The organism is Methylobacterium sp. P3_A11 (assembly GCF_056403155.1).
On sequence record NZ_JBFUGA010000015.1, the window covers coordinates 32,895 to 48,923 of the forward strand.

Consider the following 16,029-nt stretch of genomic DNA (forward strand, 5'->3'; position numbering starts at 1 on the left):
CTCCAATGGCGTCCGGCCCGGTCCGCACTCCAATCTGCCGCTGCGGAAGACTGCGCAATACGATGGGAGAAGGCGTGATGCTGTCACGGCGCGCGATGCTCGCCGGTGGCCTGCTCGGCGGCCTCGGCCTGCGCGCGGCGCGCGCGGACATGCCCACGATCCGCCTCGGGAGCCTGCCCTTCGGGACTTCGACCTGGGAGGCGGCGGTGATCAAGGCCCGCGGCCTCGACACCGACAACGGCTTTCAGCTCGACGCCGTGAAACTCGCCGGGAACGACGCCGCCCGTATCAGCTTCATCGGCAATCAGGTCGACACGATCATCGGGGACCTGCTCTGGGCCGCCCGACTCGGCAATGACGGACAGGCGGTACGCTTCATCCCGTACTCGACGTCCGAGGGTGCCGTGATGGTGCCCGCCGGGAGTGCGGTGAAGAGCCTCAAGGATCTCGACGGCAAGCGCCTCGGCGTCGCCGGCGGCCCCCTCGACAAGAACTGGCTGCTGTTGCGGGCACAGGCCAAGGACGCAGCCGGCATCGACCTCGAACGCGCCGCCGAGATCGCCTACGGCGCACCGCCGCTGATCACGCTCAAGCTCGAACAGGGCGCCCTCGACGCGGCACTGACCTATTRGACCTACTGCGCCCGCCTGGAAGCCAAGGGCTACCGCCGGCTGGTCGGTGCGGAGGACATCATGCACGCCCTCGGCGTCCCCGGCGACGTGGCCCTGATCGGCTACCTGTTCCAGGACACCACCGTGAAGGAGAAGCCCGCCGCCGTGGCGGCCTTCGCCCGGGCTTCGCGGGCGGCGAAGGACATGCTGGCGGCGGATCCGAGCACGTGGCAGATCGTGCGGCCGCTGATGGCTGCCGAGGATGATGCGACCTTCGAGGCGCTCAAGCGCGATTTCCTGGCCGGCATCCCGCGCCGTCCGGTGGCGGAGGAGCGTGCCGATGCCGAGAAGCTCTACGCCGTGATGGCGCGCCTCGGTGGCTCGCGCCTTGTCGGCAAGGGCGACGCGCTTCCTCCCGACCTCTACTTTACCGGCCGCAATGGTTGAGACGGCCCCCCGGCGGGCCTCCGTCCTGGCGATCCGGGCAGCCGGGACCGCATGGGCGCGTTGACCCGCATCGCGTCCCTGGTCGTGCTGGTCGCCGCCTGGCAGATGGCCGCGGTCGAGGCGGGATCGCGCCTGCTGCCGGCCCCGCTGGCCGTGCTGCGCTTCGTCGTTCAGGAAGCCGAGCGCGGCGACCTCGCCCACAATATCGGCATGACGCTCCTGCGGGTGGCGATCTCGTTCACGGTCGCGATGGTCCTCGGCGTCGCCCTCGGGGTTGCCCTCGGACGCTCGAAGGCTGCCGACCTCGCCCTCGACACGCCGCTCCTCGTCCTGCTCAACACCCCGGCCCTGGTGATCACCGTCCTGGCCTATGTCTGGGTCGGGCTGACCGAGACCGCAGCCATTCTGGCGGTGGTCCTCAACAAGCTCCCGAACGTCGCGGTGATCGTCCGGGAGGGCGCCCGGAATCTCGATCCCGGGCTCGACGAGATGGCCCGCGCCTATCGGCTCGACCGGCGCAGCTGGGCGCGCGATATCCTGATCCCGCAGCTCCAGCCCTACATGGTCACGGCGGCGCGGTCCGGTCTCTCCCTCGCCTGGAAGATCGTGCTGGTGGTCGAACTGCTCGGACGCCCTGACGGGGTCGGCTTCGCGATCAACTACTATTTCGTGCAGAGCACCGACGTGGCGGCCATCATCGGCTACAGCCTCGTGTTCATGGCCGTGATGATCGGCATCGACGTCCTCCTGCTCCAGCGGCTCGAAGCCCATGTCCGCCGCTGGCGCTGAACCCGTCCTCCAGGTCGCGATCGCGTCGAAATGGTACCGGCCGCGGGGCGCCGAGCCGGTCGAGGCCGTCCGCGACCTCGCCTTCGGCGTGGCCCGCGGCGAGGTCGTCTGCCTGATCGGACCCTCCGGCGCCGGGAAGACCACCGCGCTGCGGATCCTGCTCGGGCTGGACGCCGCGTTCGACGGCCGCGTCTCCGGTGCGGACCAAGCCGGCATCGTGTTTCAGGAGCCGCGGCTGCTGCCCTGGCGCAGCGTCGAGCACAACGTGCGCCTCGGTCTGCCCCGGGCGCGGCGCGGGCGCGACCTCGACGGATTGTTCGCGCGGCTCGGCCTGACGGCGTGGCGGTCCAGCTATCCGAAGGCGCTGTCGCTGGGCATGCAGCGGCGGGTGGCGCTCGCCCGCGCCCTGGCGGACGGGCCGCGCATCCTGGTGCTCGACGAGCCGTTCGTTTCCCTCGACGATGCCGCGGCGGCGGAGCTGCGCGCCCTCGTCGTGGATACGGTGGACGAGACCGGCATGAGCGTCCTGATGGTGACCCACAACGTCGCCGAAGCGATCGGGATCGCGGACCGGCTGCTGCTCGTCTCCCGGCGCCCGGCGACCCTCATTGCAGACGTCCCCCTCGACCGCCCGCGCCAAGGCCGCGACCGCGCCTGGGCCGAGACGACCCGGGCGACCCTCGCCGAACGGTATCCGGGGATCATCGCGCTCTGATCTCTTCGTTTTCCGACCAAGCCGGCGCTTGCGACCCTTCTCGGCCGTAGGCGCTAGACCCGACCCCGTTCTTCAGCGGGTACGAGACTGCGCGTCGGGTCCTGCTCTCAGACGGGGTTGTCTGACGTGTTACGCGGCCCGTGTCGATTTCAGTCCCGGCGCTTCAGGGGGTGAGACCTGAAGCGTCCTACTGCGTGATCAGCAGCTTGCCGCCCAGCGGCCCAACGCCTTTGGGCACCGGGACGCTCGTGGCGTCGTAATTCGCGTTCAGGTACAGGTTCGGCCCCTCGTAGAGGTTCACCTGCTGAGCCACCACGACAGTATAGGCCGACTGATCGGCCACGGGCTGATTGGCATCGATGACGAGCCGGCCCGAAGGCAGGTAGATCGTGCCGAGCATGGTGCGCGCGTTGTTGCTGATGATCCGGTAAGTCCGCATCGGCTTCGTCTGCCCGAGGGGCAGGGGCGTCGGCGGGATGCTCACGCCAAGATCCAGGGCATTGGCGATCAGCGCCGGATCGAGCGGATTGGAGACCGTCGTCTGCTCGGCCATCAGCAGGCCTGCCATCTCTCCCGACGTCGGCGCCGTGAGGCTGATCGTCGTATCCTTGTCGAAGAGCAGGCCGCCCTTGTCTCCGCTGAAGTAGAAACCCACGCCGGACGCCGTCAGCGTGGCCTTGTCCTTCACGATCAGCGGCCCGTCCTTGAAGATGTAGATGCCGGGATTCATGACGACGACTGCGTTCTTTTTGATCTGCAGCCCGCCACAATAAGTTCCAGGATCCAGCGTCAGGTCCTTATCGATCGTCGCCGTTTTGCCGATCGGCAATAAGTTGAACGGGAAAGGCAGGGTGGTACAGGTTCCGATGGGCGGGTTGGCACGCCCCTTCAGCGGATCCGCGATCACCGGGCATCCGGTCTGCGGCGGAGGCGCGAAGTTCGCGCGTACGCCGATATAGCCGCCGGCCGAGCAGATCGTATCGGCCCGCGCGATCGAGCTGTCGCCGCCCACCATCCCCATCGGACTTGTCGAATCGGAATAGAGTGAGCAGCCGTTGGCGGTGACCTGAGCGTTCTTCTGCAGGTTGAACGCCCCCGGTGCCGCGGGGTCGAGGGTGAGCATGCACAGCCGCATCTTGCCGACGACGCTGGCCTTGGCCTGCACCGACACAGTCGCGGCACGCATGCCGACGAAGGGGCCGAAGGCGAGCTTCACCGTATCCTGAACCCGCGCCGACACGCTGGACTTATCGCTCGCCACCTGCACGGTCACCGCGAAGGGCTGGTCAGGCGAGGGTGGCGCGCTGCTTCGGATCGCCTGCTCGGTCACGCCTTCCACTGCGGGAATGCTGGAGGCCGCGAGCTTCATGGTGTTCCCGCCGGAGAGCACGCCGACATCTACGGCGTTCTGCAGCTGCGCACGGCGGGAGGCGATGCGGGCGTAGTCGATACCGCCGCCGACCAGGCCGAGCAGGACCGTGGAACTGAGCGCGAAGGTGAGTGCGACGCCGCCGCGGCGATCACCACCGAACAGACGGTTACGCGTGGAGATCCCGTGCAGAACGGCCCTCAATCGGTCGCGCGCCGTCCCGAACTCCAACATACCGCGAGGGCCTTGAGCCAATAAACGCCTGCTCGTTCCTACACAGGTGGGGATAGCGCCGCGGTTAACTCCCCGCCGTGCCATCGCTGCTCAGCAAGGTCTCTGGAAGCATGCTTAACGCATGCGCCAACGCGACGGATGTCTATCGCGAAGGACACAGGGCCGAGCGGGACTCTGCCGCGACAAGACCAACGCCAGGGCGGTAACGAACAGGTCGAGCCGTTCTCGGGCATGCTGGATCGCGCACCGAGACGACGCAGTCCCGGCACCGATCAGCTCGGAATCATCCGCGGGGCAGCCGGCGTCGGCGCGCGCCGTCGTGAGGTGCGTGATGCAGAGCGCGCCGGCTCAGTTCGCCTTCGCGTCGACTTCGAGACGATCGAGCACGGCCGCCGGCGAGCGCGCAGCGCCGAGGTCGATGAAGCCGATGCCGGCCGGCTCCTTCGACCGGGCGTGAAGCACGAGCTTGCCGGGCTTCATCACGAACTGGCCCATGGCGGCGCCGATACCCTTCGCGGCGGCGCTGTTGCCGAGGATGATCGGCACGCCCAGCAGGCTGGCGGTGACGTATTCCTTGCGCAGTTCGTCCGGCTTGAGGCTGAGATCCTTCGATTGCGCGGTCAGGAAGCGCTCGAACAGGCCGGCATTCTCCACCGTCACGTCGAGGCTCTTGGCGCTGCCCGAGAACATCACCATGGTGGCGGCCGGAAGGGTGCCGGAGAACAGCTCGGGGCCGATACCGCCCAGGGTGCCGGACAGGCGGACGGTGCCGATGTCGCGTCCCGACACCGTGACTTCCCGCAACGCGAGGTCGCGCGCCTTCTCGTCCAGCGTCGCATCGGCCACGAGGTCGAGATCGAGGTCCCGGTAGCCATAGGCCGGCAGCATGCCGACGATCGGCGCGCCGGCCAGGAGGTTCGCGGGAAGGCTCAGGCCCGAGAGGCTGAAGCGGCTCGTGCTGGGAACGCCGTCGCTCGGCGGTCCGAAGGCGAGGGTCGCCTCCCGCAGGGCGATCCGGCGGCCCGGCTGCGGCGACACCGTGACGGCCAGGGGATTTGCCGGCTCGGCCGGCTTGGGAGCGGTCGCCTTGCCTGTGACGGCGCGGCCCGGCTCAAGGACCGGGCTGCGCCCGTCGCGGAGCGGCCCATGGTCGGCCTCGGGCTCCGACGGCAGGTCCATCGACAGGTCGGTCAGGGTGAGATTGCCGAGCTTCGGTGTCAGGCGCCGCATCTCGGCATCGGAGAAGCCCGGTCCCGTTGCGGGCTCGGCGGCGATTCCCTTCAGCGCCGCGACGGTCGGGGCCAGGGAGGTGCCGAGGAGCGCGAGACGCCCGACATGGGCGCGCAGGCTGCCGCGCGATAGCGAGAGGTCGTCGAGAACGGTGCCGGCATCGGGTCCCGCGGATGTGTAGGCGGCGCGTCCGATCTCGAACAGTACCGGTCCCTTGGGATCGGCGTCACTCACGCTCAGGCCGCGCATCTCCAGGCTGCCGACGGCCGTCGCATCGATCAGGTCGGCCGCCGCGCCGGCCAGCGGACGCCGGTCGCTGGAACCGTCGAAACCGCCGCCTACGATCGCGAAGGCCCCGCTCCAGCCGTCCGGTACCTGCCGGCCGCCGAGGTCGCGCCCATCGAGGCGTGCGATCTTAACGGTCGTTCCCCGGGCGTCGGAATAGGTGACGTCCGAGACCTGGATCGTCCCGTAGACCCGCTGGATCGGCCCTTTGCCGTCACCGGGGACCGTATAGAGCCGGCTGAGTGCCGCGAGATCGAGGTCGGTGGCGCGCACCTGCCCGTAGGTGCCCGAACCCCGGTTCGGGCCGGCAACGGAACTGACCGTGGCCCCGGCTGCCGTCAGCTCTCCGACGCGACCGGCTCTGATGTCGCGGGCGACGACGTCGCGATAGGTGACCGTCTGACGGTCGTCACCGGGACCGGCATTCTCGGAAGTCAGGACCGGGACCGTCAGGCTGCCGGCATCGAGCTTGGCCAGACGCTGTTCCCATGGCACCGGGGAATCGGGCCGCAGGATCGCCGCCAGATCCTCCTTCGACAGGCGCGTTCCGCTCGCCGTCAGCTTGGGGGCCTTGAGCAGCGTGCCGCCGAGCGGGACGACCACATCGGTCACCGTCACGTCCTGAACGGCGGCAGCACCCTCCTGCGCGGAGACCGGCACCGGGACGCCTGCAAGCCCGAGCAGGACCAGGGCGCCGGTCGCCGCCAAGGTCGACCGGAGGCGGAAGCGGGCCTTCGGGTGGATCATGGCTGCGTCCGGATCGGGGCTATCAGAGGATCGCTTAGCCGTGCCGCGTTTTGCCGGTCGAGGCAATCGCGCGCATCGGATCGGGCGACCGAGCCGGGATCGGTGTCGTACGAAGGCAACGGCGCGGATGCGCCAGGTCGGCGCTACAACGAGAAGGAGGTGCCGCAGCCGCAGGACGCCGTGGCCAGCGGATTTTCGATCTTGAAGGACTGGCCGATCAGGTCGTTCACGAAATCGATGGTGGAGCCGCTCATGTATTCGAGCGAGACCGGATCGACGATCACCGTGGCGCCGTCGCGCTCGATCGTCACATCCTGCGCCTCGCGGGTTCGGGATATGTCGAACGCGTAGGAGAAACCCGAACAGCCCCCGCCGTTGACGCTGATCCGCAGCGACGAGCCGGCCGGCTCCGAACCCATGATCTCGTTGATGCGCTTGGCCGCGCGGGCGGTCAGGGTGATCTCAGACATCGGTCTATGGCCACGCATTCATTCGGTGGACGGCGCGCCCCGCCCGTTGCCGGGGACGCCGAGGCCCACAAGATATGGGGCGCGAGCCCGCGCCGCAACGCGCCGGTTGGAGAGTGGTCATGTGCAGGGTGCGTGCGTTTGCGAGCGGATGCCGTGCGATCCAGCGGTGAGCGCTGGCGTGCGCCTTACGCCACCGATCCGGCGCGCACCCGGGGACGCCTGATCCCGGAGGTCGGCTCGCCGACCCGCAGCGACTTCCAGCGCGACCGGGACCGGATCATCCACTCGACGGCATTCCGGCGGCTGAAGCACAAGACACAGGTCTTCGTGCATCACGAGGGCGATCACTATCGCACGCGCCTGACCCACACGCTGGAGGTCAGCCAGATCGGGCGGGCCATTGCCCGTGCCCTGGGGCTCGACGAGGATCTCGCGGAGGCGCTGGCTCTCAGTCACGACCTCGGCCACACCTGCTTCGGCCACACCGGGGAGGACGCGCTCGACGTCTGCATGGCTGCCTACGGTGGGTTCGATCACAACGCCCAGGCGCTGCGGATCGTCACGCGGCTGGAGCGGCGCTACGCGGGCTTCGACGGGCTGAATTTGGCCTGGGAGACGCTGGAGGGCCTCGTCAAGCACAACGGTCCGTTGCTGACTGCGGACGGACAGCCGACGCCCCGCTACGCGGCGCGCGGCATCCCGGCCGCGATCCTGGAATACGACGCGCTCAATCCGCTGGACCTGTGGAGCCAGGCGGGTCCCGAGGCGCAGGCGGCCTCGCTCGCCGACGACATCGCCTACGCGGCCCACGATCTCGACGACGGCCTGAGAGCCGGCCTGTTCGAGATCCAGGAATTGCGCGCCGTCCCCTTCCTCGCCGGACTGCTCGACGAGATCGACCGTCTCCATCCGGGCTTGGAGCCGTCGCGGATGATCCACGAACTCGCGCGCCGCGTGATCACGCGGTTCGTCGAGGACGTGATCCGCGAGGGGGGGCGCCGCATTGCCACCCTCGGCCCGCGACGTGTCGAGGACATCCGCGGGGCGGATCAGGCCGTCATCGTCTTCTCACCGGAGATCGCGGCAGCCGATGCCGAGATCATGCGCTTCCTGTGGGAGCGCATGTACCGCCATCCCGGCGTCGTGGCGGTGCGGCGGAAGGCCGACGCCATCGTCCACGATCTGTTCGCCGCCTTCACGGCGGCCCCGTCGCGGATGCCCGAGGAATGGAGTGTCGGCCTGGACGGTGCCCCGGCGGCGCGGATCGCCCGCCGGGTCGCTGACTACATCGCCGGCATGACCGACACCTACGCCGTCCTGGCGCACCGAAAGCATCACGCCACGACTCCTGACCTCCACTGGGAATTGCCGAGCCGCGGGTTACCCCTCGCCGAGCCCTGAGACCCGGCGAGGCCGCCGCGCGCTTCAGCAGCCGCAACCGCAGGTATAGCTGCCGTAGCAACCGCCATACCCGTAGCCGCCGTAGGCCGCGGGATAGCCGTAGCCGTACCCGCCATAGGTGGCCGGGTAGCCATAGCCGCCATAGCCGTATCCGCCGCCGTACCCGTAGCCGCCATAGAGGCTGCCGGCGGCCAACCCGAGGCCGAGCCCGATCCCCGCACCGGCCAACCCGTAGCCCAGGGCGCGGCCATACCCGCGACGGTAGCCGTATCCGCCTCCGTAATAGCCACGGCCCGCGAAACCGCCCCGGTAACCGTAGCCCCCACGGAAACCGCCGTGGAACCCGCCTCCGTGGAAGCCGCCGCCGCGGAAGCCGCCGGCTTCCGCGCCGGGAGAGGCCAGGATCAGGGCGCACACCGCCGCACCTGCAATCGTCAAGGTCTTCATCAGTAACTCCGCGATCGGGACGCCACGATCGCTGGTGATGACACAGCGTCATCTCGGGCAGGACAAGGCTGGCCGTGCGCGATCCGTATTCGTCGCACGGGATAACGCGCGCGCCGGGTGGGCTTGGTTACCGGATCGGTGCCCGGAACGGCGCGATCCCGGCCTTGGCGCACCGCATGGTGCCGTGACACCCCTCCGCCCCCTTGCTAGACGGCGCGGGCGGGCCACACGACGAGATCCCCGCGCAAGCGAGACCGAGACCGATGAACATCTTCGCCCTGTTCGAGGCGCGCGTGCGCGAGGCCGTGGAAGCGCTGACCCGCGCCGGCCAGCTGCCGGAAGGCCTCGACCTCGGCCGCGTGGTGGTCGAACCCCCGCGCGATGCGTCTCATGGCGATCTCGCCACGAATGCCGCCCTGGTTCTGGCCAAGGAAGCGCGGACGAACCCGAAGGTCCTGGGCGAATCCCTGGCGGCGGAGCTGCGCAATGACCCGCGGATCGTCGAGGCGAGCGTCGCCGGGCCCGGCTTCATCAACCTTCGGCTCGATCCCGTCATCTTCCACGCGGTCGTGCGCGATGCGCTGGCCTCGCCCGAGACGTTCGGCCGCGCGCGGCTGCCCGGCGGCCCGATCAACGTCGAGTACGTCTCGGCGAACCCGACCGGACCGATGCATGTCGGCCACGGCCGCGGCGCCGTGTTCGGCGACGCCCTCTGCAACCTCCTCGTCGCCGCCGGACGGCAGGTGACCCGGGAATACTACATCAACGATGCGGGCGTTCAGGTCGACGTGCTCGCCCGGTCCGCCTTCCAGCGCTACCGGGAGGCCCTGGGTGAGCCCTTCGCCATCGCGGAGGGGCTGTACCCGGGCGACTATCTGAAGCCGGTCGGCGCCGCCCTGGCCGAAGCCCACGGCCGCGCGCTCCTCGACCAGCCGGAGGCGGACTGGCTGCCGCTCGTCCGCGACACCGCCCTCGGCATGATGATGGGCATGATCCGGGCCGATCTCGAGGCGATCGGGATCCGGCATGACGTGTTCTTCTCCGAGCGCACGCTCCAGGAGAGCGGGGCGGTCAAATCGCTGCTCGCAGAGCTGCGTGAGAAGGGGCTCGTCTACGAAGGTCGCCTGCCGCCGCCCAAGGGGCAGTTGCCGGAGGATTGGGAGGATCGCGAGCAGACGCTGTTCCGGACCAAGGAATTCGGCGACGACAGTGACCGGCCGCTGCTGAAATCGGACGGTTCCTACACGTATTTCGCCTCCGACATCGCCTACCATCGGGCAAAATACCTCGCGGGCGCCACCGAGCTGATCGACGTCCTCGGAGCCGATCACGGCGGCTACGTGAAGCGCATGCAGGCCGCCGTGAAGGCGGTGAGCGCCGGCGAGGCGACGCTCGACGTCAAGCTCTGTCAGCTGGTGCGGCTGTTGCGCGCAGGTGAACCCGTCAAGATGTCGAAGCGGGCCGGCGAGTTCGTGACCCTCCGGGACGTGATCGACGAGGTCGGCCGCGACGCCATCCGGTTCATGATGCTGTTCCGCAAGAACGACGCGACGCTGGATTTCGACCTCGCCAAGGTGGTGGAGCAGTCGAAGGACAACCCGGTCTTCTACGTCCAGTACGCCCACGCCCGCGTCCGCTCGGTGCAGCGGCAGGCGCGCGAGGCGTTCCCGGATGCCGACCTGTCGGCAGCGGCGCTGCTGGACGAGGCGGACCTCGGCGTTCTCAGCGATCCGGGCGAGATCGAGATGATGCGGCTGATCGCGCAATACCCGCGGGTCCTCGAGTCCGCGGCCCTCGCGCACGAGCCGCACCGGATCGCGTTCCATCTCTATGAACTGGCGTCGGCGTTGCATAGTTTCTGGAACAAGGGCAAAGACTTGCCGCAATTACGGTTTGTTAATGCAACCGACCGAAAGTCGACCTGGGCGCGGCTGGCGCTCATCGAGGCTCTGCGGAGCACGCTTGCCGCCGGCCTTGCGATTCTCGGTGTGACCGCGCCGGACGAGATGCGATAGGCCCGGACGCATCGGGCCGGTCGCCGGCGTTGATGTGAGGATGCTGCCATGACGAACGCTTCGCGCGCTCAGGTCGATCTGGACGCCCTCGCGCGCGATTTGCGTCACGAGAAGGCACAGGCGCCGCAGGGACCGGGTAAGGCAGATCCGCTCGCGGAACTCGCCCGCATCGTCGGTCAGGACGACCCGTTCCGCGCCCTGCTGGCCGCGCGCGACGAGATTCGGGCCACCCCCGCCGCCCAGGCCCAATCCGGCTGGAATGCACGGGTCGAGCCGAGCTTCGCGCCGGAAGCCGCGAAGGCGACGCCGGCCGACGCGTTCGACCAATACCTCGCCTCGGTGGAGCAGGACACGCACCATGAGGCCAACGCGTACACCGCGAATGCCGATGCCGTGCAGGACGGCGTCGATGAGTCCTACCCGGACGGTCCCTCGCTGCGCCGCGCGAATCCGCGGCGGCGTCTGCTCTCGGTCGGTGCCGGGATTGCGGTCGTGGCGGTCGCCGTCACGGGCGCGCTGACCTACAAGGGCATGAGCAATGCCGGCCACGGCGGTGTCCCCGTCGTGCAGGCCGATTCGACGCCCCTCAAGGTCGCCCCGAAGGTTGCCGACGGTGTCGAGATCCCGGATCAGAACCGCCAGATCTACGATCCGAAGGGCAAGAAGGACGGCCAGATCAAGATCGTCAACCGCGAGGAGCAGCCCCTCGACGTGGCCGAGGCCGCCCGCGCGGCACAAGGCCCGTCGCAGCCGTCCGGCGCCCAGGGCGGCACGACGCCGGGCAACGGGCCGTTCGAGGCGTTCGGGGAGCCCCGTCGCGTTCGGACCGTGGCGGTGAAGCCCGAGGCCCCCCCGGCGGCGCCCGCGCGGGAGACGCCGGTCGAGGCCGGTCCGGCACCGATCCCCACAATGGTCCTCCCCGGCGACGAGCCGGCTCCGCCGGCGCCCTCCAAGGCGAAGCCGGTCCGTCAGGCGGCCGCATCCATGCCGGTCGCGACAGCCATGCCCGTCGAGGCCCAGCCGGATGTTGCGGTCGAGCCGTCGGCGCCCAAACCGGTGGCCGCGAAGCCGCCGAAGGCCGCCCAGCGGATCGCCGCCGTTACGCCGGCAACCGCGCCCGACACGACAGCCAGCACGTCGACCGCGGACGATACCGCCCTGAAGTCAGGCCCTGTGGGCGGCTTCTCAGTCCAGCTCGGCGTGCGCGGCTCCGCCGCCGAGGCAAAGGCCGCATTGCGGCAGATGCAGGCCAAGTACACGCAGCTCGCCGGCAAGCCGGAGCTGATCCGGCAGGCCGAGGTCAACGGCAAGACGATCTTCCGCGTCCGGGTCGGCCCGTTGGAGAAAGCCGAGGCCTCGGGTCTGTGCAGCGCCCTGCAGGGCGCGGGCGGCCAGTGTTTCGTGGCCAAGAACTGACGCCCTCACGGAGTGCCGCGCCGGTCACCGTCCGACCGAGTCCTGACGGCAACAGGGGCGGCACGTTCCGCCCCGCAGCGACCCGGAGCCGCGGTTTGGTCTTGCCGGCTCCCCGTTCCCGCCCGAGTCTGCCGGCACCGATTCACGTGTCCCGCGGCACTGTCGCCRTCTTCGTGCCGCCACCGAACAGGTCCCGAGTAGCTCCTGATGACCTCCCGTGCCCTGATCCTCGGCTGCGCCGGAACGTCGCTCTCCGCGGAGGAGAAGGCCTTCTTCCGGGATCTGCGACCTTGGGGCTTCATCCTGTTCAAGCGCAACATCGGGGCCCCCGATGCAGTCAGGGCTCTGACGGGCGATCTGCGTGCGTGCCTCGGTTCCGACAAGGCGCCGATCCTGATCGACCAGGAGGGCGGTCGCGTCCAGCGGATGGGTCCGCCGCACTGGCCGGCCTACCCGGCCGGGGGCCGCTACGGCCGCCTCAACGGCAGCGCCACGACGATTGCCCGTCTCGGCGCACGCCTGATGGCACACGACCTCGCCGAAGTCGGGATCAACGTCGATTGCGCTCCGGTTCTCGACGTCCCCGCGCCCGGCTCGCATGACATCATCGGAGACCGGGCCTACGGGACCAGTGCGGATGCCGTGGCCGAGATCGGCCGCGCCGTGGCCGAAGGCCTGATGGCCGGCGGCGTCCTGCCGGTGATGAAGCACATTCCCGGTCACGGGCGTGCCGCCTGCGACAGCCACCACGGCCTGCCCGTCGTGGAAGCGACGCGCGAAGACCTCGCGGCGCAGGATTTCCGAACGTTCCGGGCGCTGGCCGATCTGCCCATGGCCATGAGCGCGCACGTGGTCTTCACCGCCATCGACCCCGAGAGGCCGGCCACGCAATCCACCGCCGTCATCCGCGACATCATCCGCGGCGCGATCGGCTTCGACGGCCTGTTGATGACCGACGACCTCTCGATGCACGCCCTGACGGGCACGTTCAGGGACCGGACGGAGCGCGCCTTCGCCGCCGGGATCGATATCGGCCTGCACTGCAACGGCGCGATGGACGAGATGCGCGCCGTGGCGGAGGCGGCGCCCGAACTCGCCGGTGCGGCCGCACGGCGGGCCGTGGCCGCGCTGGCGCGCCTCGATCCGGCGGGCGACGGGCTCGATGTCCCGGAGGCACGGGCACGGTTCGCCGCCGCCCTCGCCGCCGCCTGACCCACCGCCTTCCACCGGCCGTGGCATCGGCTCTGCTTGTGTTCGGGCTGCGCGATCCCTAGGTTCGCCCCGAAATCCTCAACCGGACGTGGCGTCACGCTCCCGCTTCATCGGGGCGCCCGCAGGAGGTTGCCATGGGCAGCATGAGTATCTGGCACTGGGTCATCGTCGCGGTCATCGTGATGCTGCTCTTCGGACGCGGCAAGGTCTCGGACCTGATGGGCGACGTCGCGAAGGGCATCAAAGCTTTCAAGAAGGGCATGGCCGAGGACGAGTCCCCGCCAGTCAGCCAGAACGCGGCGCCGCCGGCCGAGCCGGTCCGGACCATCCCGCACGCCACCGAGACCAGCCCCGGCACGGCGATTCCGGCGAGCCATCTGCCCGGCGGCGAACGCAAGCCGGTCTGACGGCGCACCGGACGCAAGGACCGTCAGGGCGCACGCCATCGTGTAGAGCCTGACGGGGTCCGGCCATCGCGCTGGGCCTCGAGGCAGCAGGACCGTCGACGACATGCTGGATATGAGCTGGGGCGAGGTGATGCTGATCGGCGGCGTCGCCCTCATCGTCATCGGACCGAAGGATCTGCCGAAGGCGCTGCGCACCGTCGGGCAGATCACGTCGAAACTGCGTCGCATGGCCGGCGAGTTTCAGATGCAGTTCAACGAGGCGATCCGTGAGGCGGAACTCGACGATGTCCGGCGCGAGGTCGACGGGATCCGCAACACGGTCCGCACGGCGGGCTCGACCTTCAATCCTGTGCAGACCATCCGCGATGAGCTGAAGGGCGCCGTCGAGGGACGGGCCAAGGTGGGTCCGGAGAAGCTCGGGCCTGAGCTGCCTGGAGCGAAGACCCGATCCCTGGCTGATGCGACGGCACAGTTGAAGGCCGAGCAGGAGGCCGCGACGCCGGCTGAGGCGGCTGCGCCTTCGGTTCACGATGCTCCACCGCCGGCGCACATCCCGGCGGCCGTGCCGGAGTCCGCGCCCCATCCCGTCGCCCAGGCTGGCGCGCCGGAGGCGCCCCTTCCCGTACCCGGATCGGTGGACGATCCGTTCGGCCCCGCGCCCGAACCGCCCGCCGCACATGACGCTTCCGTCGACCCGAAGAACGGCGCCGCTGTCCGATGATCACCGACACGGACGAGGCTGAGATCGAAGCCTCCCGGGCACCGTTGCTCGAACATCTGGTTGAATTGCGGGCGCGACTGATCAAGTCGCTCATCGCCTTCGTGCTGATGTTCTTCGCCTGCTTCTTTTTCTCGCGCGACATCTACAACGTTCTGGTCTACCCATACGTCTCGATCGTGGGTGCGCAGAACGCCGAGTTGATTGCCACGCACTTTCTCGAGCAGGTCTTCACCAACATCAAACTGAGCGTCTTCGGCGCGGCCTTCCTGGCCTTCCCGGTGATCGCGACGCAGATCTACGCCTTCGTGGCGCCCGGACTCTACCGCAACGAGCGCAAGGCGTTCCTGCCCTACCTTGTAGCCACGCCGATCTTCTTCCTCCTGGGCGCGCTGGTTGTCTTCTTCCTGGCGATGCCACTGCTGATCAAGTTCTCGGTATCGCTCCAGCAGGTGGGCGTGGCCGGTGAGCCGACGATCAAGCTGCTGCCGAAGGTCGATGAGTACCTGTCGCTGATCATGACGCTGATCTTCGCGTTCGGGATCGCGTTCCAGCTGCCGGTGATCCTGACGCTGCTGGGACAGATCGGGATCATCGACGCGGCCTTCCTGCGGGAGAAGCGGCGCTACGCGATCGTGCTGGTCTTCGTGGCAGCCGCGGTCCTGACGCCGCCCGACGTGATCTCCCAGCTCTCCCTCGCGATCCCGATGCTGCTCCTCTACGAGGCCTCGGTCTTCTCCGTGGCGCGGGTCGAGAAGCTACGGGCGGCGCGCCGCGCCGCCGAGGGCCTGGAGCCGTGATGCGGCGCGCCCGTCTCAGTCCGGCGCGCGCAGCCTGTAGCCGACACCGGTCTCGGTGAGGAGATAGCGCGGACGCTCCGGATCCGGCTCGAGCTTCTGGCGCAGCTGGCGCACGTAGACGCGCAGATATTGCGGATCGGACGAGGACGGGGCGTGGCGCATGAGCTGCGCGTGGGTCAGCACCTTGCCGGCATGCTGCACCAGCGCGCGCAGGAACTCGTATTCCCGCGGCGACAGCTTCACCTCGCGTTCGCCGACCCGCACGATGCGGCGGACGAGGTCGACCGAGAGGTCGTCCACCCGGAAGACCGGCCGCTCCCCCTGCATGGCCAGGCGATGGCGCAGGGCCGTCCGGATGCGCGCGAGAAGCTCGTTCATGCCGAAGGGCTTGGTGACGTAGTCGTCCGCGCCCAGATCGAGGGCCTCGACCTTGCCGCGCTCGTCGTCGCGGCTGGACAGGATCACGACCGGCAGATCGGGCCAGCGCTCCCGGATCGACGCGAGGAGGGCGTGGCCGGACATGTCGGGCAGGCCGAGGTCGAGGATCGCGAGGTCCACGCCGCCGGCCTCCAGAGCGGCCAGCGCGGCGGCAGCGTCGGCCGCCTCGACCACGGCGTAGTCCTGCGTCCCGAGACCGGTCCGAAGCAGGCGACGGATCGGCGGCTCGTCATCGATCACGAGGATGCGGGCGGTCGTCATGCGGCCGCCGCGTTCGC

The 16,029-nt window shown here is 69.3% G+C and carries 15 protein-coding genes; 10 read left to right on the forward strand and 5 right to left on the reverse strand.

The window, feature by feature from the left end:
* Positions 1-77 precede the first annotated feature (77 nt).
* Genes AC1DXK_RS07175 through AC1DXK_RS07185 form a run of 3 tightly spaced genes read left to right on the forward strand, consistent with a single transcriptional unit; the run spans position 78 to position 2,562 of the window.
* Positions 78-1,058, forward strand: coding sequence for an ABC transporter substrate-binding protein (locus AC1DXK_RS07175; protein ID WP_477297298.1), 981 nt, complete (start codon positions 78-80; stop codon positions 1,056-1,058).
* A 51-nt stretch (positions 1,059-1,109) separates the two neighbouring features.
* A complete protein-coding gene (locus AC1DXK_RS07180) occupies positions 1,110-1,847 on the forward strand; it encodes an ABC transporter permease (RefSeq protein WP_457103789.1) in 738 nt (245 codons plus the stop codon).
* Entirely contained in the window at positions 1,828-2,562 is a 735-nt protein-coding gene (locus AC1DXK_RS07185) for an ABC transporter ATP-binding protein (RefSeq protein WP_457103790.1), read from the forward strand. The genes AC1DXK_RS07180 and AC1DXK_RS07185 overlap by 20 nt, the downstream gene beginning before the upstream one ends.
* A 187-nt stretch (positions 2,563-2,749) precedes the next feature.
* Here AC1DXK_RS07185 and AC1DXK_RS07190 read toward each other — a convergent pair whose 3' ends face one another.
* The 3 genes from AC1DXK_RS07190 to AC1DXK_RS07200 form a co-directional block, all read right to left on the reverse strand.
* Entirely contained in the window at positions 2,750-4,249 is a 1,500-nt protein-coding gene (locus tag AC1DXK_RS07190; RefSeq protein WP_477297300.1) for a TadE/TadG family type IV pilus assembly protein, read from the reverse strand.
* Between the two features lie 264 nt (positions 4,250-4,513).
* A complete protein-coding gene (locus tag AC1DXK_RS07195; protein WP_457103791.1) occupies positions 4,514-6,427 on the reverse strand; it encodes a hypothetical protein in 1,914 nt (637 codons plus the stop codon).
* Positions 6,428-6,570: 143 nt separating this feature from the next.
* Positions 6,571-6,897: a HesB/IscA family protein gene (locus tag AC1DXK_RS07200; RefSeq protein WP_457103792.1), complete on the reverse strand. Its 327-nt coding sequence runs from the start codon at positions 6,895-6,897 to the stop codon at positions 6,571-6,573.
* Between the two features lie 153 nt (positions 6,898-7,050).
* Between AC1DXK_RS07200 and AC1DXK_RS07205 the strand changes: the two genes are divergently transcribed.
* Positions 7,051-8,298, forward strand: a complete 1,248-nt coding sequence (locus AC1DXK_RS07205) for a deoxyguanosinetriphosphate triphosphohydrolase (RefSeq protein WP_457103793.1) — start codon at positions 7,051-7,053, stop codon at positions 8,296-8,298.
* Between the two features lie 24 nt (positions 8,299-8,322).
* Here AC1DXK_RS07205 and AC1DXK_RS07210 read toward each other — a convergent pair whose 3' ends face one another.
* Entirely contained in the window at positions 8,323-8,745 is a 423-nt protein-coding gene (locus AC1DXK_RS07210; protein WP_457103794.1) for a hypothetical protein, read from the reverse strand.
* A gap of 263 nt (positions 8,746-9,008) precedes the next feature.
* Between AC1DXK_RS07210 and argS the strand changes: the two genes are divergently transcribed.
* The 6 genes from argS to tatC all read left to right on the forward strand — a co-directional run bounded on the left by argS (position 9,009) and on the right by tatC (position 15,313).
* Complete coding sequence (gene argS / locus AC1DXK_RS07215) at positions 9,009-10,760, forward strand: arginine--tRNA ligase (RefSeq protein ID WP_457103795.1); 1,752 nt, start codon at positions 9,009-9,011, stop codon at positions 10,758-10,760.
* Between the two features lie 48 nt (positions 10,761-10,808).
* Positions 10,809-12,176 (forward strand): SPOR domain-containing protein, encoded by a 1,368-nt coding sequence (locus AC1DXK_RS07220; protein ID WP_457103796.1) that lies wholly within the window; start codon positions 10,809-10,811, stop codon positions 12,174-12,176.
* A gap of 207 nt (positions 12,177-12,383) precedes the next feature.
* Positions 12,384-13,388: a beta-N-acetylhexosaminidase gene (gene nagZ / locus AC1DXK_RS07225; RefSeq protein ID WP_457103797.1), complete on the forward strand. Its 1,005-nt coding sequence runs from the start codon at positions 12,384-12,386 to the stop codon at positions 13,386-13,388.
* 134 nt (positions 13,389-13,522) lie between these two features.
* Entirely contained in the window at positions 13,523-13,795 is a 273-nt protein-coding gene (locus AC1DXK_RS07230; protein WP_457103798.1) for a twin-arginine translocase TatA/TatE family subunit, read from the forward strand.
* Between the two features lie 103 nt (positions 13,796-13,898).
* Positions 13,899-14,516, forward strand: a complete 618-nt coding sequence (gene tatB / locus AC1DXK_RS07235; protein ID WP_457103799.1) for a Sec-independent protein translocase protein TatB — start codon at positions 13,899-13,901, stop codon at positions 14,514-14,516.
* Positions 14,513-15,313, forward strand: a complete 801-nt coding sequence (gene tatC / locus AC1DXK_RS07240) for a twin-arginine translocase subunit TatC (protein ID WP_457103800.1) — start codon at positions 14,513-14,515, stop codon at positions 15,311-15,313. The genes tatB and tatC overlap by 4 nt, the downstream gene beginning before the upstream one ends.
* 15 nt (positions 15,314-15,328) lie before the next feature.
* On the opposite strand, the gene AC1DXK_RS07245 is transcribed toward tatC, so the two are convergent.
* A complete protein-coding gene (locus AC1DXK_RS07245) occupies positions 15,329-16,012 on the reverse strand; it encodes a response regulator (protein WP_457103801.1) in 684 nt (227 codons plus the stop codon).
* Positions 16,013-16,029 lie beyond the last annotated feature (17 nt).

Excerpts from the sequence above, each read along its gene's own strand:
- AC1DXK_RS07180 (WP_457103789.1), top strand. The coding sequence starts at position 1,110 with ATGGGCGCGTTGACCCGCATCGCGTCCCTGGTCGTGCTGGTCGCCGCC.
- AC1DXK_RS07185 (WP_457103790.1), top strand. The coding sequence starts at position 1,828 with ATGTCCGCCGCTGGCGCTGAACCCGTCCTCCAGGTCGCGATCGCGTCG.
- AC1DXK_RS07190 (WP_477297300.1), bottom strand. The coding sequence starts at position 4,249 with ATGGCACGGCGGGGAGTTAACCGCGGCGCTATCCCCACCTGTGTAGGA.
- AC1DXK_RS07195 (WP_457103791.1), bottom strand. The coding sequence starts at position 6,427 with ATGATCCACCCGAAGGCCCGCTTCCGCCTCCGGTCGACCTTGGCGGCG.
- AC1DXK_RS07200 (WP_457103792.1), bottom strand. The coding sequence starts at position 6,897 with ATGTCTGAGATCACCCTGACCGCCCGCGCGGCCAAGCGCATCAACGAG.
- AC1DXK_RS07210 (WP_457103794.1), bottom strand. The coding sequence starts at position 8,745 with ATGAAGACCTTGACGATTGCAGGTGCGGCGGTGTGCGCCCTGATCCTG.
- argS (WP_457103795.1), top strand. The coding sequence starts at position 9,009 with ATGAACATCTTCGCCCTGTTCGAGGCGCGCGTGCGCGAGGCCGTGGAA.
- AC1DXK_RS07220 (WP_457103796.1), top strand. The coding sequence starts at position 10,809 with ATGACGAACGCTTCGCGCGCTCAGGTCGATCTGGACGCCCTCGCGCGC.
- nagZ (WP_457103797.1), top strand. The coding sequence starts at position 12,384 with ATGACCTCCCGTGCCCTGATCCTCGGCTGCGCCGGAACGTCGCTCTCC.
- AC1DXK_RS07230 (WP_457103798.1), top strand. The coding sequence starts at position 13,523 with ATGGGCAGCATGAGTATCTGGCACTGGGTCATCGTCGCGGTCATCGTG.
- tatB (WP_457103799.1), top strand. The coding sequence starts at position 13,899 with ATGCTGGATATGAGCTGGGGCGAGGTGATGCTGATCGGCGGCGTCGCC.
- tatC (WP_457103800.1), top strand. The coding sequence starts at position 14,513 with ATGATCACCGACACGGACGAGGCTGAGATCGAAGCCTCCCGGGCACCG.
- AC1DXK_RS07245 (WP_457103801.1), bottom strand. The coding sequence starts at position 16,012 with ATGACGACCGCCCGCATCCTCGTGATCGATGACGAGCCGCCGATCCGT.